General features: G+C 72.5%; 24 protein-coding genes. 13 read left to right on the top strand and 11 right to left on the bottom strand.

Annotated elements, in window-relative coordinates:
• Positions 1-2: 2 nt before the first annotated feature.
• Complete coding sequence (locus OG792_RS23310; protein ID WP_329102239.1) at positions 3-641, bottom strand: MBL fold metallo-hydrolase; 639 nt, start codon at positions 639-641, stop codon at positions 3-5.
• A gap of 141 nt (positions 642-782) precedes the next feature.
• Here OG792_RS23310 and OG792_RS23305 point away from each other — a divergent pair, with 141 nt between their 5' ends.
• The 7 genes from OG792_RS23305 to OG792_RS23275 all read left to right on the top strand — a co-directional run bounded on the left by OG792_RS23305 (position 783) and on the right by OG792_RS23275 (position 8,030).
• Positions 783-1,676 carry a GNAT family N-acetyltransferase gene (locus OG792_RS23305; RefSeq protein ID WP_329102237.1) on the top strand — a complete coding sequence of 298 codons (894 nt, stop codon included), beginning with the start codon at positions 783-785 and terminating at the stop codon, positions 1,674-1,676.
• A gap of 81 nt (positions 1,677-1,757) precedes the next feature.
• A complete protein-coding gene (locus OG792_RS23300; protein ID WP_329102235.1) occupies positions 1,758-2,681 on the top strand; it encodes an STM4015 family protein in 924 nt (307 codons plus the stop codon).
• The gene (locus tag OG792_RS23295; protein ID WP_329102233.1) at positions 2,678-3,628 is read left to right on the top strand and encodes an STM4015 family protein; all 951 of its coding nucleotides are present in this window, start codon (positions 2,678-2,680) and stop codon (positions 3,626-3,628) included. Before OG792_RS23300 ends, OG792_RS23295 begins: the two co-directional genes overlap by 4 nt.
• Before the next feature lie 31 nt (positions 3,629-3,659).
• Positions 3,660-4,871 carry an STM4014 family protein gene (locus OG792_RS23290; protein ID WP_329102231.1) on the top strand — a complete coding sequence of 404 codons (1,212 nt, stop codon included), beginning with the start codon at positions 3,660-3,662 and terminating at the stop codon, positions 4,869-4,871.
• Positions 4,868-5,689: an STM4013/SEN3800 family hydrolase gene (locus OG792_RS23285; RefSeq protein WP_329102230.1), complete on the top strand. Its 822-nt coding sequence runs from the start codon at positions 4,868-4,870 to the stop codon at positions 5,687-5,689. The genes OG792_RS23290 and OG792_RS23285 overlap by 4 nt, the downstream gene beginning before the upstream one ends.
• A complete protein-coding gene (locus OG792_RS23280) occupies positions 5,686-7,143 on the top strand; it encodes an STM4012 family radical SAM protein (protein ID WP_329102228.1) in 1,458 nt (485 codons plus the stop codon). The genes OG792_RS23285 and OG792_RS23280 overlap by 4 nt, the downstream gene beginning before the upstream one ends.
• Positions 7,140-8,030 carry an STM4011 family radical SAM protein gene (locus tag OG792_RS23275; RefSeq protein ID WP_329102226.1) on the top strand — a complete coding sequence of 297 codons (891 nt, stop codon included), beginning with the start codon at positions 7,140-7,142 and terminating at the stop codon, positions 8,028-8,030. The genes OG792_RS23280 and OG792_RS23275 overlap by 4 nt, the downstream gene beginning before the upstream one ends.
• Positions 8,031-8,041: 11 nt before the next feature.
• Here the strand turns inward: OG792_RS23275 and OG792_RS23270 are convergent, their stop codons facing one another.
• The 3 genes from OG792_RS23270 to OG792_RS23260 form a co-directional block, all read right to left on the bottom strand.
• Complete coding sequence (locus OG792_RS23270; RefSeq protein WP_329102225.1) at positions 8,042-9,535, bottom strand: DUF6745 domain-containing protein; 1,494 nt, start codon at positions 9,533-9,535, stop codon at positions 8,042-8,044.
• Positions 9,535-9,855, bottom strand: coding sequence for a hypothetical protein (locus tag OG792_RS23265; protein ID WP_329102223.1), 321 nt, complete (start codon positions 9,853-9,855; stop codon positions 9,535-9,537). The genes OG792_RS23270 and OG792_RS23265 overlap by 1 nt, the downstream gene beginning before the upstream one ends.
• Positions 9,856-9,925: 70 nt before the next feature.
• Positions 9,926-10,219 (bottom strand): antibiotic biosynthesis monooxygenase family protein, encoded by a 294-nt coding sequence (locus OG792_RS23260; protein ID WP_329102221.1) that lies wholly within the window; start codon positions 10,217-10,219, stop codon positions 9,926-9,928.
• A gap of 635 nt (positions 10,220-10,854) precedes the next feature.
• On the opposite strand from OG792_RS23260, the gene OG792_RS23255 reads away from it, so the two are divergent.
• Entirely contained in the window at positions 10,855-11,853 is a 999-nt protein-coding gene (locus tag OG792_RS23255; protein ID WP_329102220.1) for a TerC family protein, read from the top strand.
• Between the two features lie 16 nt (positions 11,854-11,869).
• Here OG792_RS23255 and OG792_RS23250 read toward each other — a convergent pair whose 3' ends face one another.
• The 4 genes from OG792_RS23250 to typA form a co-directional block, all read right to left on the bottom strand.
• Positions 11,870-12,823, bottom strand: a complete 954-nt coding sequence (locus tag OG792_RS23250) for a C40 family peptidase (protein WP_329102218.1) — start codon at positions 12,821-12,823, stop codon at positions 11,870-11,872.
• A gap of 128 nt (positions 12,824-12,951) precedes the next feature.
• Positions 12,952-14,025: a mandelate racemase/muconate lactonizing enzyme family protein gene (locus tag OG792_RS23245; protein WP_329102217.1), complete on the bottom strand. Its 1,074-nt coding sequence runs from the start codon at positions 14,023-14,025 to the stop codon at positions 12,952-12,954.
• 32 nt (positions 14,026-14,057) lie between these two features.
• A complete protein-coding gene (locus OG792_RS23240; protein WP_329102215.1) occupies positions 14,058-14,927 on the bottom strand; it encodes a serine hydrolase in 870 nt (289 codons plus the stop codon).
• 48 nt (positions 14,928-14,975) lie between these two features.
• Positions 14,976-16,844, bottom strand: a complete 1,869-nt coding sequence (gene typA, locus OG792_RS23235) for a translational GTPase TypA (protein WP_329102213.1) — start codon at positions 16,842-16,844, stop codon at positions 14,976-14,978.
• A 131-nt stretch (positions 16,845-16,975) separates the two neighbouring features.
• Here typA and OG792_RS23230 point away from each other — a divergent pair, with 131 nt between their 5' ends.
• The 4 genes from OG792_RS23230 to OG792_RS23215 all read left to right on the top strand — a co-directional run bounded on the left by OG792_RS23230 (position 16,976) and on the right by OG792_RS23215 (position 20,459).
• Positions 16,976-18,373 carry a DedA family protein gene (locus OG792_RS23230; RefSeq protein ID WP_329111382.1) on the top strand — a complete coding sequence of 466 codons (1,398 nt, stop codon included), beginning with the start codon at positions 16,976-16,978 and terminating at the stop codon, positions 18,371-18,373.
• Between the two features lie 135 nt (positions 18,374-18,508).
• Complete coding sequence (locus OG792_RS23225; protein ID WP_329102211.1) at positions 18,509-19,381, top strand: lytic transglycosylase domain-containing protein; 873 nt, start codon at positions 18,509-18,511, stop codon at positions 19,379-19,381.
• 222 nt (positions 19,382-19,603) lie between these two features.
• Positions 19,604-20,218, top strand: coding sequence for an N-acetylmuramoyl-L-alanine amidase (locus OG792_RS23220; protein WP_329102209.1), 615 nt, complete (start codon positions 19,604-19,606; stop codon positions 20,216-20,218).
• 28 nt (positions 20,219-20,246) lie between these two features.
• Positions 20,247-20,459: a hypothetical protein gene (locus tag OG792_RS23215; RefSeq protein WP_329102207.1), complete on the top strand. Its 213-nt coding sequence runs from the start codon at positions 20,247-20,249 to the stop codon at positions 20,457-20,459.
• 53 nt (positions 20,460-20,512) lie between these two features.
• On the opposite strand, the gene OG792_RS23210 is transcribed toward OG792_RS23215, so the two are convergent.
• Both OG792_RS23210 and OG792_RS23205 read right to left on the bottom strand, forming a co-directional pair.
• On the bottom strand, positions 20,513-21,538 hold the full coding sequence (locus OG792_RS23210; RefSeq protein WP_329102205.1) for an NAD-dependent epimerase/dehydratase family protein: 1,026 nt from the start codon (positions 21,536-21,538) through the stop codon (positions 20,513-20,515).
• Positions 21,539-21,803: 265 nt separating this feature from the next.
• Positions 21,804-22,913 (bottom strand): NAD(P)/FAD-dependent oxidoreductase, encoded by a 1,110-nt coding sequence (locus OG792_RS23205; RefSeq protein ID WP_329102203.1) that lies wholly within the window; start codon positions 22,911-22,913, stop codon positions 21,804-21,806.
• Positions 22,914-23,102: 189 nt separating this feature from the next.
• Here OG792_RS23205 and OG792_RS23200 point away from each other — a divergent pair, with 189 nt between their 5' ends.
• The gene (locus OG792_RS23200) at positions 23,103-23,774 is read left to right on the top strand and encodes a DedA family protein (protein ID WP_329102202.1); all 672 of its coding nucleotides are present in this window, start codon (positions 23,103-23,105) and stop codon (positions 23,772-23,774) included.
• Here OG792_RS23200 and OG792_RS23195 read toward each other — a convergent pair.
• Positions 23,695-23,898 (bottom strand): cold-shock protein, encoded by a 204-nt coding sequence (locus tag OG792_RS23195; protein WP_121155518.1) that lies wholly within the window; start codon positions 23,896-23,898, stop codon positions 23,695-23,697. The two genes, OG792_RS23200 and OG792_RS23195, sit on opposite strands and share 80 nt — an antisense overlap.
• Positions 23,899-23,957 lie beyond the last annotated feature (59 nt).

The raw sequence follows: 23,957 nt of genomic DNA, 5'->3' as shown, positions 1-23,957 counted from the left end.
GCTCAGACCTCGGCGGTCTCCCCGTCGGCCACCGGCCGGTAGGTCACCCCGGTCGTCGGCCCGCCCCCGCCCATCAGCATCTGCACAGTGCTCCGGCCGGTGTCGCTCAACCCGGCGTCGTGCACCGGGATGGCCTGCTGCGGGCTCACCTCGCGGACGTACTCGATCAGTTCGGCGGTCTTCGACCAGGGGGCGTGGGCCGGCAGCAGCAGGGTGGCGATCGGCCGGTCGGGCACGGTCAGCGCGTCACCGGGGTGGAAGAGCTCGCCGTTGACGAGGTAACCCACGTTGGTGATCCGGGGGATGTCCGGGTGGATCACCGCGTGCAGTTCGCCGTACACGGCGATGTCGATCCCGTTGACCGAGAAGGTGTCGCCCTCGCCGACTATCCGGAGCCGCTCGCCGAGCCCGTCCAGCTTCGCGGCCACCGCCCGGTTGGCGAAGACCCGCAGGCGCGGCTGACTCTCCACCGCGGCCCGGATCCGGTCCTCGACGAAGTGGTCCTGGTGCTCGTGGGTGATCAGCACGGCGTCCGCGCCGGCCAGCGCGTCGGGATCGCTGTAGGCGCCCGGATCGAACACCAGCGTGGTCCCGTCCTGCTCCAACCGGACGCAGGCGTGACCCTTCTTGGTCAGTCGCATCGTTCTCCTCCGCCGACCTGGTCCGCCGCGGCGTCCCGCACCCGGCGTTGGCTCGATCCTGTGGACACCGTACCGAGGGGGCGTGCGGCGGCGGCGGAAATCGGTGGGCATCGTGGCCGCGCCGGCCTAGGCTGCCCGGTCGTGGAAATTGAATCCGGCTGGCGGGCGCTGACCGCCGACGACCTGCCGGCGGTCGCCGCCCTGGCCCGGCGCTGCCTGGCCGCCGACGGCGGAATGCCGCTGGCCGCCGACCCGTCGTTCCTGGCCCGCCGGTTCGCCGCCGACGGTGGGCTGGGCCGGGTCGCGGTCGACCCGGCGGGCACGCTTGTCGCCGCCGGCGCGGTCCGACCACAGAAAACCAACGGGGTACGCCGAGCCGTCGCCACCGGCCTGGTCGACCCGGCTCACCGGGGGCGGGGATTGGGCACAGCCCTGCTCGACTGGCTGCTCGACCCGGCCCTGGTCGGCGCCGACCGGGTGACCCTGGAGACCGAGGCGCTGACCGACCCGGCCCGGGACCTGTTCACCGCCCGTGGCCTGCGCCAGACGTTCGCCGAGGACGTGCTCCGGTTCGACCTGGCCGGTGCCGAACCGCCCCGGATCGACCTGCCGGCCGGGCTGACCGTACGGTCGTGGTCGCCGGAGCTGGTCGAGCGGTTCTTCGCCGTCTACCACGACGCGTTCGCGCAACGGCCCGGCTTTCCCGGCTGGTCGGTCGGGCAGTGGGTGGAGTGGACCACCGACGACGAGGACTTTCGCCCGGACTGGAGCCTGCTGGCCACCGATCCGGCCGGTGCCGACCTCGGGTTCGTCACCGCCGGGCAGGGCTGGATCGTGCAGGTCGGCGTACGCCCACCGGCGCGGGGTCGGCGGCTCGGTGCCGCGCTGGTGGTCGAGGCGCTGCGCCGGATGCGGGCCGATGGCTCGGCCGAGGCGCTGCTCGACGTCAACGTGGACAACCCGGCGGTCCACCTGTACCGGCGTCTCGGCTTCACCGACCTGGGCCGGCGGGCCCGGTTCGAACCGGCCGGGTAGCCGTGTGGATGGGCGGCGATGTCGTTCCGGCTTGCTATGGTGTCGCCCGCCCGCACCCCCAGCGCCCGGGAGACCGTGTCCATGACCATCAACACCCACCTCACCGAATTCGCCGGCCGGCCGGTGATCGTCTTCGATCCGGCGGCGGAGCTGCCGGCCGATCCGAGCACGGTGGCCTGGCGACTGACCGCCGACTACGACTCGTCCACCGGGGACTTCGCCGCCCTGGTCGAGCAGTTCCTGGCCAAGGTCGAACCGGCCTCGGTCCGGACCCTGATCATCGGCCAGTGGGGCTCCGCGTACGAGGAGGAGGCGCCGGTCGAGCTGCTGGTGGGACTGGCCGGGCGGTTGACCGGGCTGCGGGAGCTCTTCCTCGGCGAGATGACCTTCGAGGAGTCCGAGATCTCCTGGATCAAGCAGACGGACGTGACGCCGCTGCTGGTCGCGTACCCGGAATTGGAGACCCTGCGGGTGCGCGGCTCGGACGGGCTGGTGGTGACCCCGACCCGGCACCGGGCCCTGCGTGAACTGGCGTTCGAGTCCGGCGGCCTGCCGGCGACGGTGGTCCGCGCGGTCGCCGAGTGTGACCTGCCCGCGCTGACCCACCTGGAGCTGTGGCTCGGCACCGACGAATACCTCGGCGATGCCACCGTGGACGATCTGGCGCCGATCCTGGCCGGGACCCGGTTGCCGGCGCTGACCTACCTGGGGCTGCGGGACGCGGAGATCGCCGACCCGGTGGCGGCGGCGCTGGCCGGGGCGCCGGTGGTGGCCCGGCTGCACACCCTGGACCTGTCGCTGGGCATCCTGTCCGACGTCGGCGCGGCGGCGCTGCTGGCCGGGCAGCCGCTGACCCACCTGCGCCGGCTCGACCTGCACCACCACTACGTCGGCCCGGAGCTGGCCGCGCGGCTGGTCGAGGAGCTGCCCGGGGTCGAGATCGACCTCTCCGACGCCAAGGAAGCCGACCGCGACGGCGACCGGTACGTGGACGTGGCCGAATGATCGGCCGACACCGGACCGAGTTCGCCGGGCTGCCGGTGCACGAGTTCGACCCGGAAGCGACGCCACCGGCCGACCCCTCGGCGGTCGCCTGGCGGATCGCATTCGAGCACGACGGAGACTGGGACGAGGATCTGCCCTCGCCCGCCTTCGCCCAGCGGTTCGAGCAGTTCCTCGACACGGTCGACCCGGCCTCGGTCACCGCGCTGGTGCTCGGTTCCTGGGGCTACGCCGCGTTCAACACGCCGCCGTACGCCCAGCTCTGCGCGGCGGCGGACCGGCTCACCGGCCTGCGGGCGCTCTTCCTCGGCGACATGATGAGCGAGGAGTGCGAGATCTCCTGGATCCGGCAGGAGGACGTGGCCCCGGTGCTGGAGGCGTACCCCGCGCTGGAGGTGCTCCGGGTCCGCGGCTCCGAACCGCACAAGGCTCCGGTGCGGCTGCGCCCGGTCCGCCACGGGTTGCTGCGGGAGCTGGCGTTTGAGTCCGGTGGGCTCTCCGCCGAGCTGGTCCGCGCGGTCGGCGAGTGCGACCTGCCCGCCCTGACCCACCTGGAGCTCTGGCTCGGCACCGACAACTACGGCGGCAACGCCACCGTGGAGGATTTGGCGCCGATCCTGGCCGGGACCCGGCTGCCGGCGCTGACCTACCTCGGGCTGCGGGACGCGGAGATCGCCGACCAGGTGGCGGCGGCGCTGGCCGGGGCGCCGGTGGTGGCCCGGCTGCACACCCTGGACCTGTCGCTGGGCATGTTCGGCGACCGGGGCGCGGCGGCGCTGCTGGCCGGGCAGCCGCTGACCCACCTGCGCCGGCTGGACCTGAACCACCACTTCGTCACCGACGACCTGGCGGCCCGGCTGGTCGCCGAACTGCCCGGTGTGGACGTCGACCTGACCGAGGGCATCGACGCCGACGACGAGGACGAGTACTACGTGGCCGTGGCCGAATGACCACCGGCACGCACCCCGGGGCCGGGAAGCGATGACCACCGCGCCGCCGCTGGTCGTCGTCGGCAACCCGGACAACCGTCGGGTCCGGATGTTCCAGGCCGCCGCCGGAGCCGCCTGGCCCGGCCCGGTCGAGACGCTGCCCTGGCGGCGGCTTGCCGAGGGCCCGGTCCGGTTGCCCGACCACGCGGTCGTCCGGGTCGACTCACCCGGCGAGGACGCCGAGGTCGACCGGCTGCTGCGCGGCGCCGACCGCCCGGCCGAGCACGGCGAGATCGGCGGTTCCGCGGCCTGGTACGCCGGCCTGCGGGCCGCGCTCGACCGGCTCACCACCGCCGTACGGGACGCGCACGCGACCCTGGTCAACGATCCCGCCGATGTCGCGGTCATGTTCGACAAGCGCGCCTGCCACGCCCGGCTGACCCGGTTCGGCGTACCGGTGCCGGCGGCCCTGCCGGTGTCGCCGGGCGACTACGGCGAGCTGCGCGCGATGCTGCGTGGCGCCGGCTGGGCGCGGGTGTTCGTGAAGCCGGCGCACGGGTCGTCCGCGTCCGGCGTACTGGCCCTGGAGACGGCGCCGGGGCGGGTCCAGGCGACCACCTCGGTCGAGCTGGCCGCCGACGGTCGGCTGTTCAACTCGTTGCGGGTGCGTCGCTACCGGACCGAACGGGAGGTCGCCGCGATCGTCGACCGGCTCGCCCCGGACGGACTCCAGGTCGAGCGGTGGTTTCCCAAGGCCGGGCTGGGCGGGCGGACCCTCGACCTGCGGGTGCTGGTGGTGGCCGGGCAGCCGGGGCACGTGGTGGTCCGGTCCGGTCGCGGTCCGCTGACCAACCTGCACCTGGGCAACGACCGCGGCGACCTGGCCGAGGTCCGGGCGGCGATGGGAGAACCGGCGTACGAGGCCGTGCTCTCCACCTGCGTACGCGTGGCCGCCCGCTTTCCCGGCAGCCTGCACGCCGGGGTCGACCTGATGGTCGGCACCGACTGGCGGCGGCATATGGTGGCCGAGGTGAACGCGTTCGGCGACCTGCTGCCCAACCTGCTCGACCCGGCGGGCCGGGACAGTTACGCCGCCCAACTGCACGCGCTGACCAGTGGTCGCTTCGACCGCTGGCGGGCCGGACGGTCCACCGACCGGCCACGGACGCCGATCGGTTCCACCCCGGCGGCAGAGACGGCGGCGACCGGGACGGTGCGGCGGCCGCTGGTGTCGGCCACCGGCGGAAGGGGGCAGGTCGGATGAGGGACCTGATCGGCAACCACGACCTGCTGTTCGTCACCCTGGACACGCTGCGCTACGACGTGGCCACCGAGCTCGCCGCGACCGGCCGGACCCCGAACCTTCACCGCGCGCTGCCCGGCGGATGGGAACGCCGGCACAGCCCGGCCAGCTTCACCTACGCCGCACACCAGGCGTTCTTCGCCGGTTTCCTGCCGACCCCGACCACCCCCGGCCCGCACCCCCGGCTGTTCGCGGCGGCCTTCCCCGGCAGCGAGAGCACTGGCGACGACACCTGGGTCTTCGACGCCCCGGACGTGGTGACCGGGCTGACCGCCGCCGGCTACCACACCGTCTGCGTCGGCGGGGTCGGCTTCTTCAACCGCAAGCCACCGCTCGGCGCGGTGCTGCCGGGGCTGTTCGCCGAGGCGCACTGGGAACCCGAGTTCGGGGTGGCCGCACCGGGCTGCTTCGAGGCGCAGCTCGACCGGATCGCCACCGTCGTACCGACCGTCCCGGAGGAACAGCCGCTGTTTCTCTTCGTCAACGTCGCCGCCATGCACCAGCCCAACCGGCACTACCTGCCCGGCGCCGAGCGGGACAGCCGGGACAGTCACGCCGCCGCCCTGGAGTACGTCGACCGGCACATCGGCCGGCTCTTCGCCCTGGCCGGCTCCCGCGACCGCAACTGCCTGGTGGTGCTCTGCGCCGACCACGGCACCGCGTATGGCGAGGACGGCCACAGTGGACACCGGCTCGGCCACGAGGTGGTGTGGACGGTGCCGTACGGGCAGTTCGTGCTGGAGCCGGGCGCGTGGGGGAAACCGGGGGACTGGGAGTGAACGGGGTGGACGGGCTGGACGGCTCGCCGTACCAGGGTTACCTGTACGCCTACCCGCACAAGACGGCGTACCGGCCGTTGCGGCCCCGGCCGGCGCTGCGCGACGTCTGGGCCGGTGAACGGACCGACGCCCTCTTCCTCTACCTGCACCTGCCGTTCTGCGAGATGCGGTGCGGCTTCTGCAACCTGTTCACCCGCGCCAACCCGCCGGCCGAGCAGGTGCGCGCCTACCTCGACCAGCTCGGCCGCCAGGCCACCCGGGTACGCGACGCGCTCGGCGCCGACGCCGACTTCGCCCGGCTGGCGATCGGCGGCGGCACCCCGACGTACCTGACCGCCGCCGAGCTGACCGAGATGTTCGACCTGCTCGCCGGGTTCGGGGCCCGGCTCGGTGCGGTGCCGATGGCGGTCGAGACGTCCCCGGCGACCGCCACCCCGGACCGGATCGGGGTGCTGGCCGAGCGCGGCACCACCCGGATCAGCATCGGGGTGCAGAGCTTCCTCGACGCCGAGGCGCACGCGGCCGGCCGCCCGCAGCGGCGCGACGAGGTGGAACGGGCGTTGGACACCATCCGGGCCCACTCCACCGTGGAGCTGAACCTCGACCTGATCTACGGGATACCGGGGCAGACGGCCCGGACCTGGGCGCAGTCGCTGACCGCGGCGCTGCACTGGCGACCGGAGGAGATCTTCCTCTACCCGCTCTACGTCCGCCCGCTCACCGGCCTGGGCCGGCGCGGCGGCGCGGCCGGGAACGTGCCGCTGGCAGGCACGGCAGGCAACCGGGTGCCGCTCGACGGCGTGCAGGGCGGCCCTGTGCCGCTCGACGACGCACCGGGCGCCCGCGACGAGAGCTGGGACAACCAGCGGCTCGACCTGTTCCGGCAGGGCCGGGACACGCTCCGGGCGGCCGGCTACCGGCAACTGTCGCTGCGTCACTTCCGTCGGGGCGACCTGCCCGAGGACGGGACGGATCCCGGTTCGGCCGGCGAGCGTCCCGACTACTGCTGCCAGGACGACGGCATGGTCGGGCTCGGCTGCGGTGCCCGCTCGTACACCACCGACCTGCACTACTCCTTCGACTACGCGGTCGGCATCGGGCAGGTCCGGGCCATCATCGACGACTACCTGCGCCGCCCGGCGAGCGACTTCGAGGTGGCCGAGGTGGGCTTCCGGCTCGACGGGGTGGAGCAGCGGCGGCGCTGGCTGGTGAAGTCGCTGCTGCGGGCCGAGGGCTTCGCCCCGGCGGCGTACCGGGACCGGTTCGGCACCGGGGTCGACGAGGACTTCCCGCAGCTCGGCCAGCTCGCCGACCGGGGTTGGCTGGGCGGCGATCCGGGCGGGCCCGGCCGGCTGGCGTTGACCGACGCCGGGCTGGAACGGGCCGACGCGATCGGCCCGTGGCTGGTCTCCGGTCCGGTACGCACCGCGATGGCCGAGTACGCACTCCGGTGAACCTCTCCGTCCTCTACCGTGGCCCGCTGGCAAGCTGCAACTACGACTGCCCGTACTGCCCGTTCGCCAAGCGCCGCGACAGCCCGGCGCAGTTGCGTGCGGACCGGGCGGGGCTGCGCCGGTTCGTCGACTGGGTGGTCCGCAACCCGGACGACGACCGGATCTCGGTGCTGTTCACCCCGTGGGGCGAGGGGCTGACCCGGTCCTGGTACCGCGAGGCGATGGTGGAGCTGTCCCGGCTGGACCAGGTGGACCGGGTGGCGATCCAGACCAACCTCGCCGGCCGGGTGGAGTGGCTGGCCGACGCCGACCGGCGCTCGGTGGCGCTCTGGGCGACGTACCACCCCGACCAGGTACGCCGAGCGACCTTCCTCGGCCGCTGCGAGCGCCTGCGTGAGCTGGGGGTGCGCTACTCGGTCGGGGTGGTCGGGCTGCCGGCCCACCTGGACGAGGCGCGGGCGCTGCGCGCCGCCCTGCCCGACGAGGTCTATCTCTGGGTGAACGCCGCCGACGGTCTGCACTACACCGCGGCCGAGGAGGCCGACTGGACGGCGATCGACCCGCTGTTCGGTTACAGCGTCCGGCCGCACCCGTCGGCCGGAGCGCCGTGCCGGGCCGGCGAGAGCGTCATCTCCGTCCGCGGCGACGGCGAGGTGCGCCGCTGCCACTTCGTGGACACCCCGCTCGGCAACCTCTACGACGGCTCGTACCGCCCGGCGTTGGGGCCGCGCCCGTGCCCGAACGCGGCCTGCGACTGCCACATCGGCTACGTCCACCTGCGGACACTGCCGCTGTACGAGGTGTTCGCCGGTGGGGTGTTGGAGCGGATCCCCGCGCCGGGCGCGGCCGGTGCCCGGTGGGGCGTACCGGCCGGCGCCCTGCGCTGAGCCGCCGCTGTTCAGGTCTGGGTGAGCGGGGCGTACTCCTGCTCGGTCAGACCGAAGGTCCACGCCACCCCGCCCCGCGCCGTACGCGTCTGCGGCGGCACCCGCAGCCAGTAGGTGCGGCTGGTGCCGTCCGGCTCCGGGGTCGCGTTGACCACCTCGACCATCACCAACGGCTCGTCCTGCGGCAGCTCGATCCGCCACAGCACCCCGAACTCGTCGCGGTGGATCGCCTTCGCGAAGCTGTCGCGCAGGTAGCGGTCGTAGCCGAAGTGCTCCAGCATCACCCGCCGTACCTCGGCGTTGCCCTCGGCCCGGATCCGCTCCACGGTCAGCCGGGGTAGCTCGGCGGCGACGTCGGCCGGGATCGGCATGCCCCGCCAGGCGTGCAGGCCGAAACCGTCCGGGTAGAGCAGCGCCGGCCCGTCCCCGTGGTGCAGCCGGCCGAGGTTGTCCCGTTCGACCCGCACCGGCCGCTCGGTCAGGATCACCACCCGCTCGTACGGCCACCACCAGCCGGCCGCGCCGGCCACCGAGGCCAGCGAGGTCAGCACCGGCTCGTTGTCGAACGCACTCAGCCAGGCCGCGTCGTGCTGGCCGAACACCACGTCGAGCAGGGCGGCCCGAGTGCGGCGGGCGAACGGGGCCGGCACCCCGTCGGTCAGCTCGTCGGTGAGCCGGGTGCGTAGCGGGGTGACCACCCGGTCGCTGAGCAGGTGCCAGGTGCGTTGCCCGCCGGCCGCCCAGTGGGTCGCCCAGCCGGTCGCGCCGAGCCGGGCGACCGCGTCGGCCCGCGCCGCCGCCCAGGGTGCCGTACGCAGCCGGGCCCGCACCGAGCGCCCGGCGGCGTCCGGGCGGGGCTCGTATCCCTGTGCCCGCAGCGCCGCCACCACCTCGGCCAGGGCTCGGCGGGTCGCGGTGTCGCCGACCTCGGGCAGGGTTGGGCGGGTCGCGGTGTCGCCGACCTCGGCCAGCGGATCGTTGGAGGGGGAGGGCCCGCCGGACCCGGCGGCCCCGAACCCGCCGGGTCCGGCGGTGCCGGAGGAAGATTGGGTCAGGAGGGCCGCCGCGAGCGCCCCGGCGTACGGGGAGCCCAGCCAGAGCACCGTTTCGGGCGCGGCCAGGCTGGCTGCGGCGTACGCCTCCCGGACGGCGGCCTCGGCGGCCGGCCGGTCCGCCGGCTCGGTGGCCAGGCCACGGGCCAGCCAGTCGTCGGCAGCGCGGGCCAGCCGGGCGGCGCTCTCGTCGGACTGCCCGGCGACTCGCGGCGGCGCCGGGTCCGGTGTCGCCGGTGCTGCCGAGGCGGCCGGCCGCCCGGCGGCGGTCCGCGATGCAGCGGCGGTCTGCGATACGGGGGCGGTCTGCGATACGGGGGCGGTGTGTGGCGCCGGGGTCGTCTGCGGCGCGGGGGCGGTGTGTGGCGCCGGGGTCGTCTGCGGCGCGGGGGCGGTGTGTGGCGCGGGGGCGATGTGCGGCGCGGGGGTGGCCTGCGGTGTCACGGTGGTCATCAGTCGGCCACCGGTCGCCAGGTGCCGGGCAGGTATTCCCGCTGGCGGACCACCCGGTAGACACCGGCGGGCAGCGGGATCGGTCCGTGCTCCTCGTGGCCGAGCCGGCCGTAGCCCTCGATCAGCAGGATCGTCGGCTCGGTTTGGTCGGGCAGGGTCCACAGGGTGACGCCGGCACCGCTGACCACGTGGGCGTGCCCGGTCGCCTCACCCCGGGCCAGCACCAACCGGCCCCGCGCGTCCCGGCCGGCGGGAACCAGCCCGATCGGGACCTCGGCCGGGTCGATCGGATGGACGAGGACGTCGCCCTGTCGGTACATGCGTCGGCTCCCTCGGGTCGCGTGTGGACGACGAGAGGCTAGCCGTGCGGTACGACAGAAACTCGTCCGCTCAGGCCGGTACGTCGGTGAAGTGCTCGACCACCGGGGGCGCGGCGAAGAACGGGCCGATGAGTCCGCGCCAGATGGTGAATCGTTCGGTGCCGCGGAAGTTCTCCTCGTGCGCCGCCACCGAGTCCCACTCGACCAGCAGGACGAACCGGGAGGGCGACTCCACGCCCCGGGTCATCCGTACCGAGCGGACGCCGGGCGTGCTGGCGAGAACCTTGTGGCCCTCGGCGTACGCGACGGCAAACTCGTCCTCCCGCCCCGGGACGACCTCAATCAACGCAACCTCAAGCACCATCCCCCCACCCTCCCACGCCCCCCCTCCCCCCACCCCACCCGCCCCCGCCCCGCCCGTCCCGCCCCGCCCGTCCCGCCCCGTCCGTCCCGCCCCGTCCGCCCCGCCCCGCCCCGCCCGCCCCGCCCCGTCCGCCCCCGCCCCACCGATCTTGCAGTTGTGGCGCCCGGATTAGGCAGCTTGTTCGCATACGTCAACAGCCACAAGTGCAAGATCGACGGGGCAGGGGCAGGGGCAGGGGCAGGGGCAGGGGCAGGGGCAGGGGCAGGGGCAGGGGCAGGGGCAGGGGCAGGGGCAGGGCACCTAGCCTCCTAGGATGGGTTGGGGTTGTGGTGTGGGGCACGTGGGGGGTGGGGGTGGGGAAGAACGCATCCGGTCGAGGTGCCTGATGGGTTCGGGATGGGGGATGATGGCGGCAAGGAGGGGAGTATTCCCTCGCGGCGGCGTCGTCAACACGGTCTTCCCCGGCTGGTCCGGAGGTCGACCCGGCCCGTCGGTCAGTGGCTGTCGGAGCGGTGTTCCGGGTGCCGCTGGTGGAAGAGACCTCCGACAGTCACCCAGGTTCGGCAGCACCAGCCACGGCACGCCCGTACGGGTGTGCCGTTTCGGGTGTGCCGAGTGTCTGCCGGAGGAATGATTTGAACGTGTCCACCTGGGTGTGGGTCGTAACGCTGGTCGCGCTGGGCGTGGTGCTGGCAGTTGATCTGCTGATCATCGGGCGTCGGCCGCACGAGCCGAGCATCCGCGAGTCCAGTCTCTGGGTCGGCTTCTACGTCGCCCTGGCCCTGCTGTTCGGCGTGGGGCTCTGGCTGACCACGGATCTCTCCACGGCCGGCGAGTTCTACACCGGCTGGCTGACCGAGTACAGCCTCTCGGTCGACAACCTCTTCGTCTTCGTGATCATCATGGGCCGCTTCGCCGTACCCCGGCAGTATCAGCAGAAGGTGCTGCTCATCGGCATCGTGCTGGCGCTGGTGATGCGGGGCGGCTTCATCGCGGCCGGCGCGGCCCTGATTTCCCAGTTCTCCTGGGTCTTCTACATCTTCGGCGCGTTCCTGGTCTACACGGCGATCAACTTCTTCCGCCAGGGCGAGCCGGACGAGGAGGAGTTCAAGGAGAACGTGCTGATCCGGTGGAGCCGCCGGGCGCTGCCGATCACCTCGGACTTCGCCGGCGGCAAGCTGACCGTGCGGGAGAACGGGCGGCGCATGTTCACGCCGTTGCTGATCGTGATGATCGCGATCGGCACCACAGACCTGATCTTCGCGCTCGACTCCATCCCGGCGATCTTCGGGATCACCCAGAATCCGTACCTGGTGTTCACCGCGAACGTGTTCGCGCTGATGGGGCTGCGGCAGCTCTACTTCCTGCTCGGGGGGCTGCTCGACCGGCTGGTCTACCTCAACATCGGCCTCGCGGTGGTGCTCGGCTTCATCGGGGTCAAGCTGGTGCTGGAGGCGCTGGCCGACAACAACCTGCCGTTCATCAACGGCGGCGAGCACGTCGGCTGGGCGCCGCACGTACCGATCTGGCTCTCCCTGGTGGTCATCCTGGGCACGCTGGGCGTGGCCACCGTGGCCAGCCTGATCAAGTCGGCCAGCGACCGGCGCAAGCAACTCGCCGAGGCGGGTCACTAGCGCCAGCGGCGGTGGGTCACTCGGCGCAGGGGCCGACCCGGTGCACCCCGACCAGGGTGGCCCGCCGGTCCTCGGTGAGCGACTCCTCCAGCACCCGCCGCTGGCTGGACGAGGCGTGCAACATCCGCCGGTTGTCGCCGTACCCGGGTTCGGCGGTGACGATGCCTATGTGGTGGATGTTGCGGCCGGGGCGGGCGAAGAGATAGAGGTCGCCGGGGCGCTCCGCACCCAGCGGTACGGGTGTGGTGGCGTTCGCCTGGTCGTCGGCGTCGCGCGGTAGCCGTACCCCGAACCGGCGCCAGGCCAGGTGCACCAGCCCGGAGCAGTCGATCCCGTACGCGGACACCCCGCCCCACAGGTAGACGACGTCGAGCAGGCGGGTCGCCACCGCGAGCACCTCGACCGCGCTCGGCGGCCGGTTCGGGATCGGGGCGAGGTGGTCGGCCGGCAGCCAGAGCGGGTGGTCGTGGCCGGGGGCGTACACCGGGCTCCAGCCGTCGCGGGTCGGGCCTGCCAGGGTCAGCCGGGTGCCGAGAATGACGTCGGGCAGCACCACGTCGCCGTCCGGTGCGGCGTGCAGCGCGGTGGCCGTGGCGTCGACCACAACCGGCTGGGTGCCGGCCGGGGCGCTCGGTGCGGCGGCGAGCTGTTCCACCGGCAACCAGCCGGGATAGCCGCGTGGGTCGAGTTTGGCGGCGGGTTGTTCGGTTGCGATCAGGCGGGCCCAGCCGTCCGGCCGGATCTCCTCGATCAGCACCCGTTCTCCGAGCAGCAACTGGCTGAGCACACAGTCGCCGACCTGTTGGTCCGCGGTCATCGCGGAGATCCAGGCCGGAATGTCCGTGGTCCGGGGCGCGAGGGCCGGCTCGTCCACCGGTCGGACCGCCTCCGGGCCGGCCCAGAGGGTCGCGACGGCGACCCGGACCACGGCCTCCTGGCCGGCCTGCAATGCCACTCCAGGTTGCAACATCAGCGGGGACCCACCTTCTCCCGGTCTTCCCGGCCGACCCTACGGAACACCCTGACGGGCGGCAACACGTCCATGTGCGCTCTCGTGGACGACCGACGGCGTCGCGATCCGGATTGGCGCGGCGGTACTCAGCGCAGTCCGCTGACGCCCAGTCCGGGCGCGTCGGGCAGCAGGACGCAGGCGTCCTCGTACCGGATGCCGCCCTGTACCGGCGAGGAGGCGAGCCACCAGGCGGCGTCCAGGTCGGAGACGGCGGTGGTGCCGTAGGCGGCGACCAGGCTGGCGGCGGCGCCGACGCCGATCTGGCTCTCCATCATCGAGCCGACGATGGTGCCGATCCCGTGTGCTGCGGCGAGTTCGAGCAGGCCACGGGCGACGCCGAGGCCGCCGCACTTGGCCAGCTTCACGTTGACCAGGTCGGCGGCCCGCCGCTGGATCACGGCGACCAGGTCGCGCAGCCCGAAGACGGACTCGTCGGCGAGGATCGGGACGGTGACCCGGTCACTGACCCAGGCGAGCCCGTCCAGGTCCCAGCGGGACACGGGTTGTTCGACCAGTTCCACGTCCAGGCCGGCGTCCTCGATTCCCCGGATGACCCGGACCGCCTCCCGTGGGGTCCAGCCCTGGTTGGCGTCGAGCCGGATCCGGGCGTCCGGTCCGGCCGCGGCCCGGACCGCCCGGACCCGGGCCAGGTCACCGGCGGCGTCCGCGCCCACCTTGATCTTCAGGACGGTGAAGCCCTCGGCCACCCGCCGGGTGGCGGCGGCGGAGAGGGCGCCGGCCTCGCCGGCAGCGAGGGTCACGTCGGTGGGTACGCGCAGGGTCGTGCCGCCGAGCAGCCGGACCAGGGGTACGCCGAGCCGGCGCGCGGCCAGGTCGTGCAGGGCGGTGTCGGTGGCGGCGAGGGCGGCCTCGTTGCCGGCGACCGCCCGGCGTATCTCGGTACAGCGGGCGACCAGGTCGTCGGGGTTCCGGCCGACCAGCAGCGGGGCGAGCAGCTCGGCCACGCATGCCTGTGCCCCGGCGATCGAGGAGCCGGTGACCTGCCAGACCTGTGGCGCCTCGCCGAAACCGGACCGCCCGTCGGTGTCGACGATCTCCACCACCAGCGTCTCGACGGTGGTCGTCCGGCGCAGCGCGGTGACGAACGGGGTGTGCAGCGGGGCGGTGAGCCGGTGGGTGCGGACCGAGGCGATGGCCATGTCCGGCACCCTATCGGCCGGCGATCACCGGCTCAGGCGGGTTCGCCCGGGGTGAGGTCGTGCCGGCTGGCCCAGACCGTGGCGGAGACGCGCGCGATCAGACGGCGGGCCGCCGCGTCCGGGTCGGTGCCGCCGCCGTCCGGGTCGCCGCTGGTGCAGACCACCACCGTGTACGGGGGCGCGTCGTCGGGGAAGACCACCCCGGCGGCGTGCCGGATGCCGCGTACCCAGCCGTTCTTGTGTGCGACCCGGGTGTCGGGGGGCAGTCCGGCGGCGAGGTCGTCCCGGTGTTCCTGGTCGAACAGGACCCGGAGCATGGCGGTGCAGGCCGCCGGGGTGCCCAGTGGGCCGGTTGTGTCGGTGCCGCGGGCGATGGTGCCGAGGACGGCGGCTAGGTCGGCGGCGGTGATCGGGTTGTCGATGCCGGCGTCGCGGGCGGCGAAGTCCTCGATGCCGCGTCCGGTGTGGCTGTGTCGGGCGCCGGCCAGGGCCCAGACGGCGTTGACCGCGGGCAGGCCGACGTGGCCGATGACCAGGTTGGTGGCCAGGTTGCTGGATCGGACGATCATGCGTTCGGCGAGCCAGCGGAGGGAGGCTCGGCCGCCGACATGGGCCCAGACGGCCGGGTCGCTGTCGTAGCCGGGGTTGCACCGGAAGCGGGGTGCGCCGGGAGCGGCGGAGTCGAAGTCGTTTTCGACCGGCACCGGGGTGTCCGGGTCGAGGGCGCCGGTGTCGGCCGCCCGGTAGAGCGCGCCGAGTACGGCGACCTTCATCGTGCTGGCCGCGTAGTGGGTGCGCGCCGGCAGGCGGGTGTACGCGGGCGCGGCGTCGAGCCGGCCCGCGTACACCGAAACCGTGCCGGCCGTGGTGGCCAGCTCACGGTCGAGCCTGTCCCAGGTCATGCCGCCGACCGTAGTCGATCGGCGGATCTTCCGGGGGTACGGCGCCGGTCAGCCGGCGTGCTTGCGGCGGGCCGTGGCCCGGCCGCGGGTGTTCTGGTCGAGGATGACCTTGCGCAGCCGGATCGTCGCCGGGGTCACCTCGACGCACTCGTCCTCGCGGCAGAACTCCAGGGCCTGCTCCAGGGTCAGCTTGCGCGGCGGAATCAGCTTCTCCGTCTCGTCGCTGCTGGAGGCGCGCATGTTGGTGAGCTTCTTCTCCTTGGTGATGTTGACGTCCATGTCGTCGGCGCGGGAGTTCTCACCGACCAGCATGCCCTCGTAGACCTCGCTGGTCGGCTCGACGAAGAGGGTGCCGCGTTCCTGGAGGTTCATCATCGCGAACGGGGTGACCACACCGGCCCGGTCGGCGACGAGCGAGCCGTTGTTGCGGGTACGCAGCTCGCCGAACCACGGCTCGTAGGACTCGAAGACGTGGTGCAGGATGCCGGTGCCCCGGGTGTCGGTGAGGAACTCGGTCCGGAAGCCGATCAGGCCGCGGGCCGGGACCAGCCACTCCATCCGGATCCAGCCGGTGCCGTGGTTGACCAGTTGCTCCATCCGGCCCTTGCGGGTGGCGAGGAGCTGGGTGATCGCGCCGAGGTACTCCTCCGGGGCGTCGATGGTCAGCCGTTCGACCGGCTCGCAGGTCTTGCCGTCGATCTCCTTGGTGACGACCTGCGGCTTGCCGACGGTCAGCTCGTACTGCTCGCGGCGCATCTGCTCGACCAGGATGGCCAGCGCCAGTTCGCCACGGCCCTGCACCTCCCAGGCGTCCGGCCGTTCGGTCGTCAGGACCCGCAGCGACACGTTGCCGATCAGTTCCTTGTCCAGCCGGTCCTTGACCATGCGGGCGGTGACCTTGGCGCCCTTGACCCGGCCGACCAGCGGCGAGGTGTTGGTGCCGATGGTCATCGAGATGGCCGGCTCGTCGACGGTGATCAGCGGCAGCGGTCGCGGGTCTTCGAGGTTCGCCAGCGTTTCGCCGATCATGATGTTCGGGATGCCGGCGACGGCGATGATGTCGCCCGGCCCGGCCGATTCGGCGGGCTTGCGCTCCAGGCCGTCGGTCATCAGCATCTCGGAGATCCGGACCCGTTCGGTGGTGCCGTCGGTACGGCACCAGGCGACGGTCTCACCCTTGCGGATGGTGCCCTCGCGGACCCGGCACAGGGCCAGCCGGCCGAGGAACGGCGAGGCGTCGAGGTTGGTGACGTGCGCCTGCATCGGGGCGCCCTCGGTGTACGACGGCGGCGGGATGGTGGTCAGCAGGGTGCGGAACAGTGGTTCCAGGGAGGTGCTGTCGCCGGGGACGGTGCCGTCGACGGGCTGGGTCAGCGAGGCGATGCCGTCGCGGGCGCAGGCGTAGATGATCGGGAAGTCGATCTGTTCCTCGTCGGCGTCCAGGTCGAGGAAGAGCTCGTAGGTGTCATCGAGCACCTCCTTGATCCGGGCGTCCGACCGGTCCACCTTGTTGATCACGAGGATGATCGGCATCCGGGCCTTGAGGGCCTTGCGGAGCACGAACCGGGTCTGCGGCAGCGGGCCTTCGCTCGCGTCGACCAGGAGGATCACGCCGTCGACCATGGTCAGGCCGCGCTCGACCTCGCCGCCGAAGTCGGCGTGGCCGGGGGTGTCGATGATGTTGATCACGACCGGGTCGGAGCCGTCCGCCGGCACGTAACGCACGGCGGTGTTCTTGGCGAGAATGGTGATGCCCTTTTCTCGCTCCAGGTCCATCGAGTCCATCACCCGGTCGGCCATCTCGGCCCGGGCGCTGAACGCCCCGGACTGCCGCAACATGGCGTCGACCAGGGTTGTCTTGCCGTGGTCGACGTGAGCGATAATGGCGACGTTGCGTAGGTCGGCGCGGGTCTGCATGACACTATCCTCCCTCCTCCTTCGCTGCGGTTGCGTCGGGGTCACCCCGGAGGTGGTCGGGATCTCCCCCAAACCGCTGTCATGGGGTTGTTCCGGACTGGCATGCTGGCCGGCGTGGTCCGGGGGTGGAAATGCATTCGGTGGTGAGCCTGCTTGAGCAGTTGCCGCCGCTGCTGGTCTACCTGGTCGCGGCGGCGCTGGTCGGGGGCGAGACGGGGTTCCTGGTGCTGGGGTTGCTGGTGCCCAGCGAGGCGACCCTGCTGCTGGTCGGGTTCCTGTCCTTCACCGGCACCCTGGACCTCGGCACCGCGCTGGTGGTGATGATCTCCTCGGCGCTGGTCGGCGACTCGGTGGCGTTCCACAGCGGCCGGCGACACGGGCCCCGGATCCGGGCCAGCAAGTGGGGGCGGCGGATCGGGGCGAAACGCTGGGCCAAGGCCGACGAGCTGCTCGCCCGCCGCGCGGGGCGCGCGGTGCTGGTGGCCCGGTGGATCGCGTACGCGCGGACGCTGGTGCCCCGGCTGGCGGGCAGTTCCGGGATGCCGTACCGGCGGTTCGCCCCGTGGAACCTGGCCGGGGTGCTGAGTTGGGTCGGCGGCTCGGTGACGGTCGGTTACCTGGCCGGCGAGTCGTACGAGACGGTGTCCAGCTATCTCGGCAAGGCGACCACGGCGGTGCTGGTGCTGCTGGTCGCGGTGCTGGCGATCGTGCTCGGCGGGCGGTGGCTGGGCCGCAACCCCGATCCGGTACGCGCACTGCTGGGCCGGGCCCGCGCGCTGCCGCCGGTGCGTTGGTTGGCCGGCCGCTACGGGGTGCTGTTCTTCCTGCTCGCCATGCACATCGGTCCCGGCTGGACCCTGTTGATCAACCTGCTCACCGGGCTCGGTCTGCTCTTCGCCACCGGTCTGGGGCTGGCGTACCTGGTCGACCTGGTGATCCACCAGAGCGGCCTGTACGTGGTCGACCACGCGATCGCGCAGTGGTTCGCCGAGCAGCGGGCCGCCGGTACGGCCGACGCGGCGATCACCGTACTGAACGTCTTCCGCGGTTCGTTCCTGATCATCGCGGTGGCCCTGGTCGCGCTGCTGGTCGGTTGGCGGTCCCGGCCGTGGCAGGCCGACCTGGTCAGCGTGGTCGGCACGGTCGGGGCGTCGCTGCCGTTGGTGCTGCTGGCCCTGGTCGCGGACCTGACCCAGCCGGGGCAGCGCACACCGGACGGGGCGGGTGCGGCGGTGGCGGCCTTCCCGAACCAGAACGCGATCGTCACCGCCGGCCTCTGCACGCTCGCCTGGCTGTTGGCCCGGCACGGCCACTGGCCGGTCGCGGTGGCGGCCTGGACCGGTGCGGCGGTCGGAGTGGTGACGGTCGGGGCGGCGCGGCTCTACGTGGGCTGGAGTTCGGCCAGCGAGACGGCCACGTCGATCCTGCTCGGGGTGCTCTGGACGGCGGTGTTCATGGTCGCCTGGGCCACCCGGGACCGGGCCGTACACGGCGCCGCACCACCGAAGTCTCAGCCGACCGGGTCATGATCCGTTCCCGTTGGATCGGCGATCGGTGCCGGTCGGGGCACCGGGCGACCGTTGGTGCTTGTTAGGGTCCGGCTCGGCTGACGCATCGCCGGGCGGTGGTGCCGGCCGGAGCGGACTCGACGGGGGAGGGCTGCGATGACTGCACGGACGCGCCGGATCGGGATGGTCGCGGGGGTGTTGACGCTCGCGCTGTTGATGGCCGGGTGTGGTGGTGATCGGCCGGTGGCCGATCCGGTGGCGGCGCCGGTCGGGGCGACCACCGACCCGTCGGCCGGCGGTACGCCGAGCGTCCCGCCGACCGCGCCGCTCGCCGAGGGTCTGGGCACCGGCCCGACGGGCTCGGCGTCCCCGACCCCGAGCAGGACCGGCGCCAAGCCCAAGCCGACGAAGCCGAAGGCACCGCCGAAGCAGGTGCCGAAGAAGGACATCCCGCCGCCACCGGCGGTCCGACCCGCTCCGCCGGGCTGTACCGGTCCGAAGTACGTGGGTGAGCAGGCGAGCCGGGCCGAGGCCAAGGCGGCGTTGACCGCCGCCGCGAACGTGACCTACTGGCCCGGTTCGGCACCGGAGATCAGGGTGCCGCTGAACCTGGTCAAGGCGGTCGCCTGGCAGGAGAGCGGGTGGCAGTCCAACATCGAGGCGTGCGACGGCGGCGTCGGGCTGATGCAGGTGATGCCGGGTACGGCGGAGCAGGTCAACAACCGGTTCGGCCAGTCGTACGACATCCGCGAGTACCGGGACAACGCGAAACTCGGGGCCAACTACCTGGCCTGGTTGATCAAGTACTTGGGTGACCTGAGCGGGTTGGGTTACGACGTGAAGGTTACGGACTGTGTCGATCATGTCGATCCGTGCATGCTCAACGCGGTGATCTCGGCGTACAACATGGGGCCGGGGACGGTGTTGGTGGAACGGCCCGACGGGACGTACGACCTGAGGGTCTCGAACATCAGGTACACCGACAACGTGCGTACGTTGATGACCGAGTGTGAGTGCCTCGGTTTCTGAGTCGTACGGCTTCTCCGTGGTCCACCGTCTTTGGTGATCGAGCCGTTGGTAGATCGACTGCCGGCAGTGTGTCGGCGGTCGATCCGACGTGCGCCTGACGGAAACTGACACACGTTTCCCCTGGTCAGTGGCGTGTAGGCGACGATACTCTCAAGTCGGACAGGTTGGACGATCGGCACTGTCAATCCATTTCGGGTAAGACGCGCCGATAGGAGAAATGCAATGGCACTCTGGACCGATCTCGCCACCTGGCGTGGCCCGACCGTCAACTCCGGTGACGGTGACAGGAACCCCAATGAGGCCAGCGACCGGATGGTCGAACACCGCGGCATCGTGCTGCACATCGCCGAGGGCTACTTCGACGGCACCATCGCCTGGCAGAAGAATCCCACCGCCCGGGTCTCGTCACACTTCGTGATCGCGAAGGACGGACGGATCGCACAGATGGTGGACACCGACATCCGGTCCTGGGCCCAACGGTCCGGGAACCCCACCTGGCTCAGTGTCGAGAACGAGGGCTTCGTCCCGGGCGGACTCACCGCGCAGCAGATCGAGGCGAATGCCCGCCTTCTGGTACGCGCCCACCAGATCTACGACATCCCACTACAGATCGCTACCAGTCCGTCCGGCCGGGGCCTCGGCCACCACAGCATGGGGGCGGAGAGCGGCGTCAACTGGGGGCATCCGCAGTGCCCCGGCCACGCCATCATCGCCCAGAAGCCGGAGATCGTCTCGCGGGCGCAGGAACTGTGCGGCTCCGGCTCCGGCTCCGGCTCCGAGCCGGCGCCGGTTCCGGTACCGGAACGGCGTCGCCCCAGATGGATCATCGAACCCTAGGAGATCGACGACCAGAAAGGTACGTCTCATGTATCTCATCCAGAGCACCACGCAGAACCCCAGCCCGATCTTCCTCGTGCACGACAGCGGCAAGGTCCGGCACATCGGCCCGGTCGAGTTCAACTACCTGCGCTCCCTGGGCGGCGGCGCGACCGTGCCGCTGCTGGTGGAGTCGGACGCGGACGCCTTCTCCCGGCTGCTCGCCGAGGCCCGCGTCTCGCAGGGCTACCTACAGAACTGAACCGTGACCGGCGGGTAGCGTACGAGCCCGCCGGCCAGCGGTGCCGGGCCAGCTCAGCGGTGCCGGGCCAGCCAGGCGTCCTCGGCGGCGTAGTCGAAGTAGTCGGTCCGGTACTCCAGCAGGTCGGTGAACACCGTGCGCCAGTCCCGCTCCCGGGCGGCGTCCACCAGCCAGCTCACCGTCTCCGGCAGCGACCCGAGGTAGTCGGTGACCGGGCGGTAGCCGAGCTGCCGCTGGGCCACGCTCATGTCCAGCACCACCGGGTTCGCCGTCGACCAGGGCGTCTCGCCCACCGGCGGTGCCGGCGAGGGCCCGTCGATCAGCACCTCGTCGGCCGAGTGGTCGAGCACGGAGTGGATGGCGGCGCCGATCTCCCGTACGGTCGGCGCCTCCGGATCGGCGGCGTTGAGCACCCTGGCCCCCGGCTCGGCCGCGGCCAGCCGGACCAGCTCGGCCAGGTTGGCGGTCGAGACCGGGTGGAACCGGCTCTCCCCGCCGTACGCGAGCACCCTGGCTGGCCGACGGTCCAGCGCCCGCTTGACGAAGTGCCACTCGCGCGGGTGCACGCTGTGCGGGCCGTGGATGGCCCCGGCGCGCAGCAGGGTGGTGGGCAGGATCGCCCCGGCGGCGAGCAGTTCCCGCTCCAGCGCGGCCTTCTCGGCCGCGTAGTCGCCGGTCTCCGCGACGACGGTCGGCTGGGTCTCGGCGATCGGCACGGGGAAGGTCACCCCGTCGGCACCGAACCCCAGCCCCCGGTCGTCGAGGTAGACCGCGGCGCTGGAGACCACCACCGCCGAGCCGATCCGGTCGGACAGCCCGATCAGTTGCCGGGCGTGCCGGGCACCGTACGCGACCGTGTCGACCACCAGGTCACAACCGTCGCCGACCGCCTCGGCCAACTCGTCGTCGTTCTCCCGGTCGAGCGGGACCGGGTGCACGTGCCAGTCGAGCGGCCACAGTGGCCCGCCGCGGCCGCCCCGGGACCCGGCCCGCACCTGCCACCCGTCCCGCACCAACGCTCGTACGGTCGCCCGGCCGACCTGGCCGGTCGCTCCGATGACCAACGCAGTCCTCTCCATGCGCCCACGCTAGGCGGGCCCGGCGCCGGCCGACACCGCTTCTGCTCACGGCGAATACGCCGACAACGCGACCCTCGGCGGCCGGGTCGGTGGCAGCGGTCGGGTCAGGCGGAACGCGCCGACGGCTCAACCCGCGGTGGCCGGGTCGGGTGGACACGACGAACGGTTCGACCCCGGTGGCCGGGTCGGGTGGACACGACGAACGGTTCGACCCCGGCGGTCGGGTCGGGTGGACACGACGAACGGTTCGACCCCGGCGGTCGGGTCAGTGCAGGCGGTCGGGTGCGACGAGGGCCGGGTCGATGCCCGGGTCGGGCGGGGTGGCCCCGGTGGCCAGGGCCGCGAGCAGGCGGCCGACGCTCGGGGCGATCTGCATGCCGTACCCGCTCAGGCCGGCCAGCCAGAGAAAACCCTCCGCGTCCGCGGACCGGCCGACCACCGGCACGTCGTCGGCGGCCGCCGTGCGCAGCCCGGCCCAGGCGCGGTGCACCCGCCGGATGGTCAGGGTGGTGGCCTCCTCCACCCTGGCCGCGCCGACCGCGACGTCGAGGTCGTCGGGGCGGACGTCACCCGCCGGGGTCGGGGTGGCGTCGGCCGGCGAGATCAGCAGCCGGCCCGACTCCGGCTTGAAGTAGAACGTCTCCGCCACGTCCGACACCATCGGCCACCGGTGCGCGCTGACCCCGTCCGGCAGGTCCACCAGGAACGCGGTCCGCCGCAGCGGGGTCAGGCCGACCGGGCGTACCCCGGCCAGCTCGGCCACCTGGTCGGCCCAGGCACCGGCGGCGTTGACCACCTGCCCACCGGTGAAAGGCCCGGCGTCCGTCTCCGCCCGCCAGCCGCCGACCACCGGGCCCAGCTCCCGGACCCGGGCCGACCGCACCACCCGCCCGCCGCCCGCCCGGATGCCCCGCAGGAAGCCCTGGTGCAGCGCGTCCACGTCGATGTCCTGCGTGGCCGGGCGGACCATCGCCCGGTGGTAGCGGCCGGGCCGGATGATCGGACAGTACGACCGCACCTCGGCCGGGTCGATCTCGCGGGCCGGGGTCGGCGCGGCGAGTTCGTCGGCCAGTGCCGCGTCGAAGCTGGCGTCCCCACCGGCCGGGCAGAGCGCCAGCATCCCGCGCGGGGTGAGCAGCGGGGCAGCGCAGAAGCCCGGCGGCGGACCATCCAGGAAGGACCGGCTGGCCGAGGCCAACGCCCGCACCACCGGACCGCCGTAGTACTCGGAGAACAACGCGGCCGAACGCCCGGTCGCGTGGTAGCCGGTGACCTGCTCCATCTCCAGCAGGACCACCCGCCCGTACGCGGCCAGATGGTAGCCCGCGCTGGCGCCGGCTATCCCACCGCCGATGATGAGGAAGTCAGCGTCCACGGCCGCTGACCGTAGCCGGTCGGGGCGGGGACGGCAATCGATGCCGAGACAGTTTCGGGTGTGATCGGGAAATCGGGGACTCCCCTGAGTGGATTCAGGGGTTTCCGGTGGTGATCGAGGGGTCTGTCCCGGAGGTTTTTGTTGGCCGATCCGCCTACGGTGGGGTCATGGCACAGCGGGGGTGTGGGCATGGCGGACTGGTTGACGCAGCTCGGTGAGCTGCCGGCCGCGCTGTACCTGGCGGGGCTCGGCGTGATCATGTTGCTGGACACGATCCCGCTGGTGGGCGTGCTGGTGCCCGGCGACATCGCGGTGCTCGCCGTGGTGGGCACCGGCCGACCGGGCGGACCCGCCGGTGCCTACCTCAGCGTGATTGCCGGCTGCGTGGTCGGCTGGTCGTTGAGCTTCCTCGCCGGCCGGCTGTTCGGCGACCGGATCCGGCACGGCCGGATCGGAGCCTGGATCGGCGAGGCGAGGTGGGCCGCCGCCGAGGGCATCCTGCACCGCGGTGGCGGCCGGATGGTGATGGTGGCCCCGTTCCTGCCGGTGTTCAACGCGTTGCTGCCACTGGCCGCCGGCGGTCTACGAATGTCCTACCGCCGCTTCGTCTCCTGTGCGGCACTCGGTGCCGCGCTCTGGGCCGGGCTGTACGTGCTGCTGGGCACAGCGGCGAACTCACTCGGTGGACTGTTGCCCGGAGAGTCGTTCACGATGATCGCGACGGTCGGAATCGGCCTGACCGTCGGCTGGGTGGTGCTGTACGGTGCCCGCCGCCGTTGGCTCAGCGCGGCCGGACATTCGCCGCCTGCGGACCCTTCTGCCCCTGGGTCACCTCGAACTCGACCTGCTGACCCTCGTTGAGCTCCCGGTAGCCCTGGCTGTCGATGGCGGAGTAGTGGACGAAGACGTCCGGTCCTCCGCCGTCCTGCTCGATGAAGCCGAAGCCCTTTTCTGAGTTGAACCACTTCACGGTGCCGGTTGCCATCCAAATCTCCTTAACGGGTGTGCGACGGTGGTCGTCCCACACCTCACCGACACTAGCGT

This window comes from Micromonospora sp. NBC_01699 (assembly GCF_036250065.1).
Lineage (GTDB): Bacteria > Actinomycetota > Actinomycetes > Mycobacteriales > Micromonosporaceae > Micromonospora_G.
Note: the sequence above shows the minus strand (reverse complement) of the source record. Positions and strands in the feature narration are given on the sequence as shown.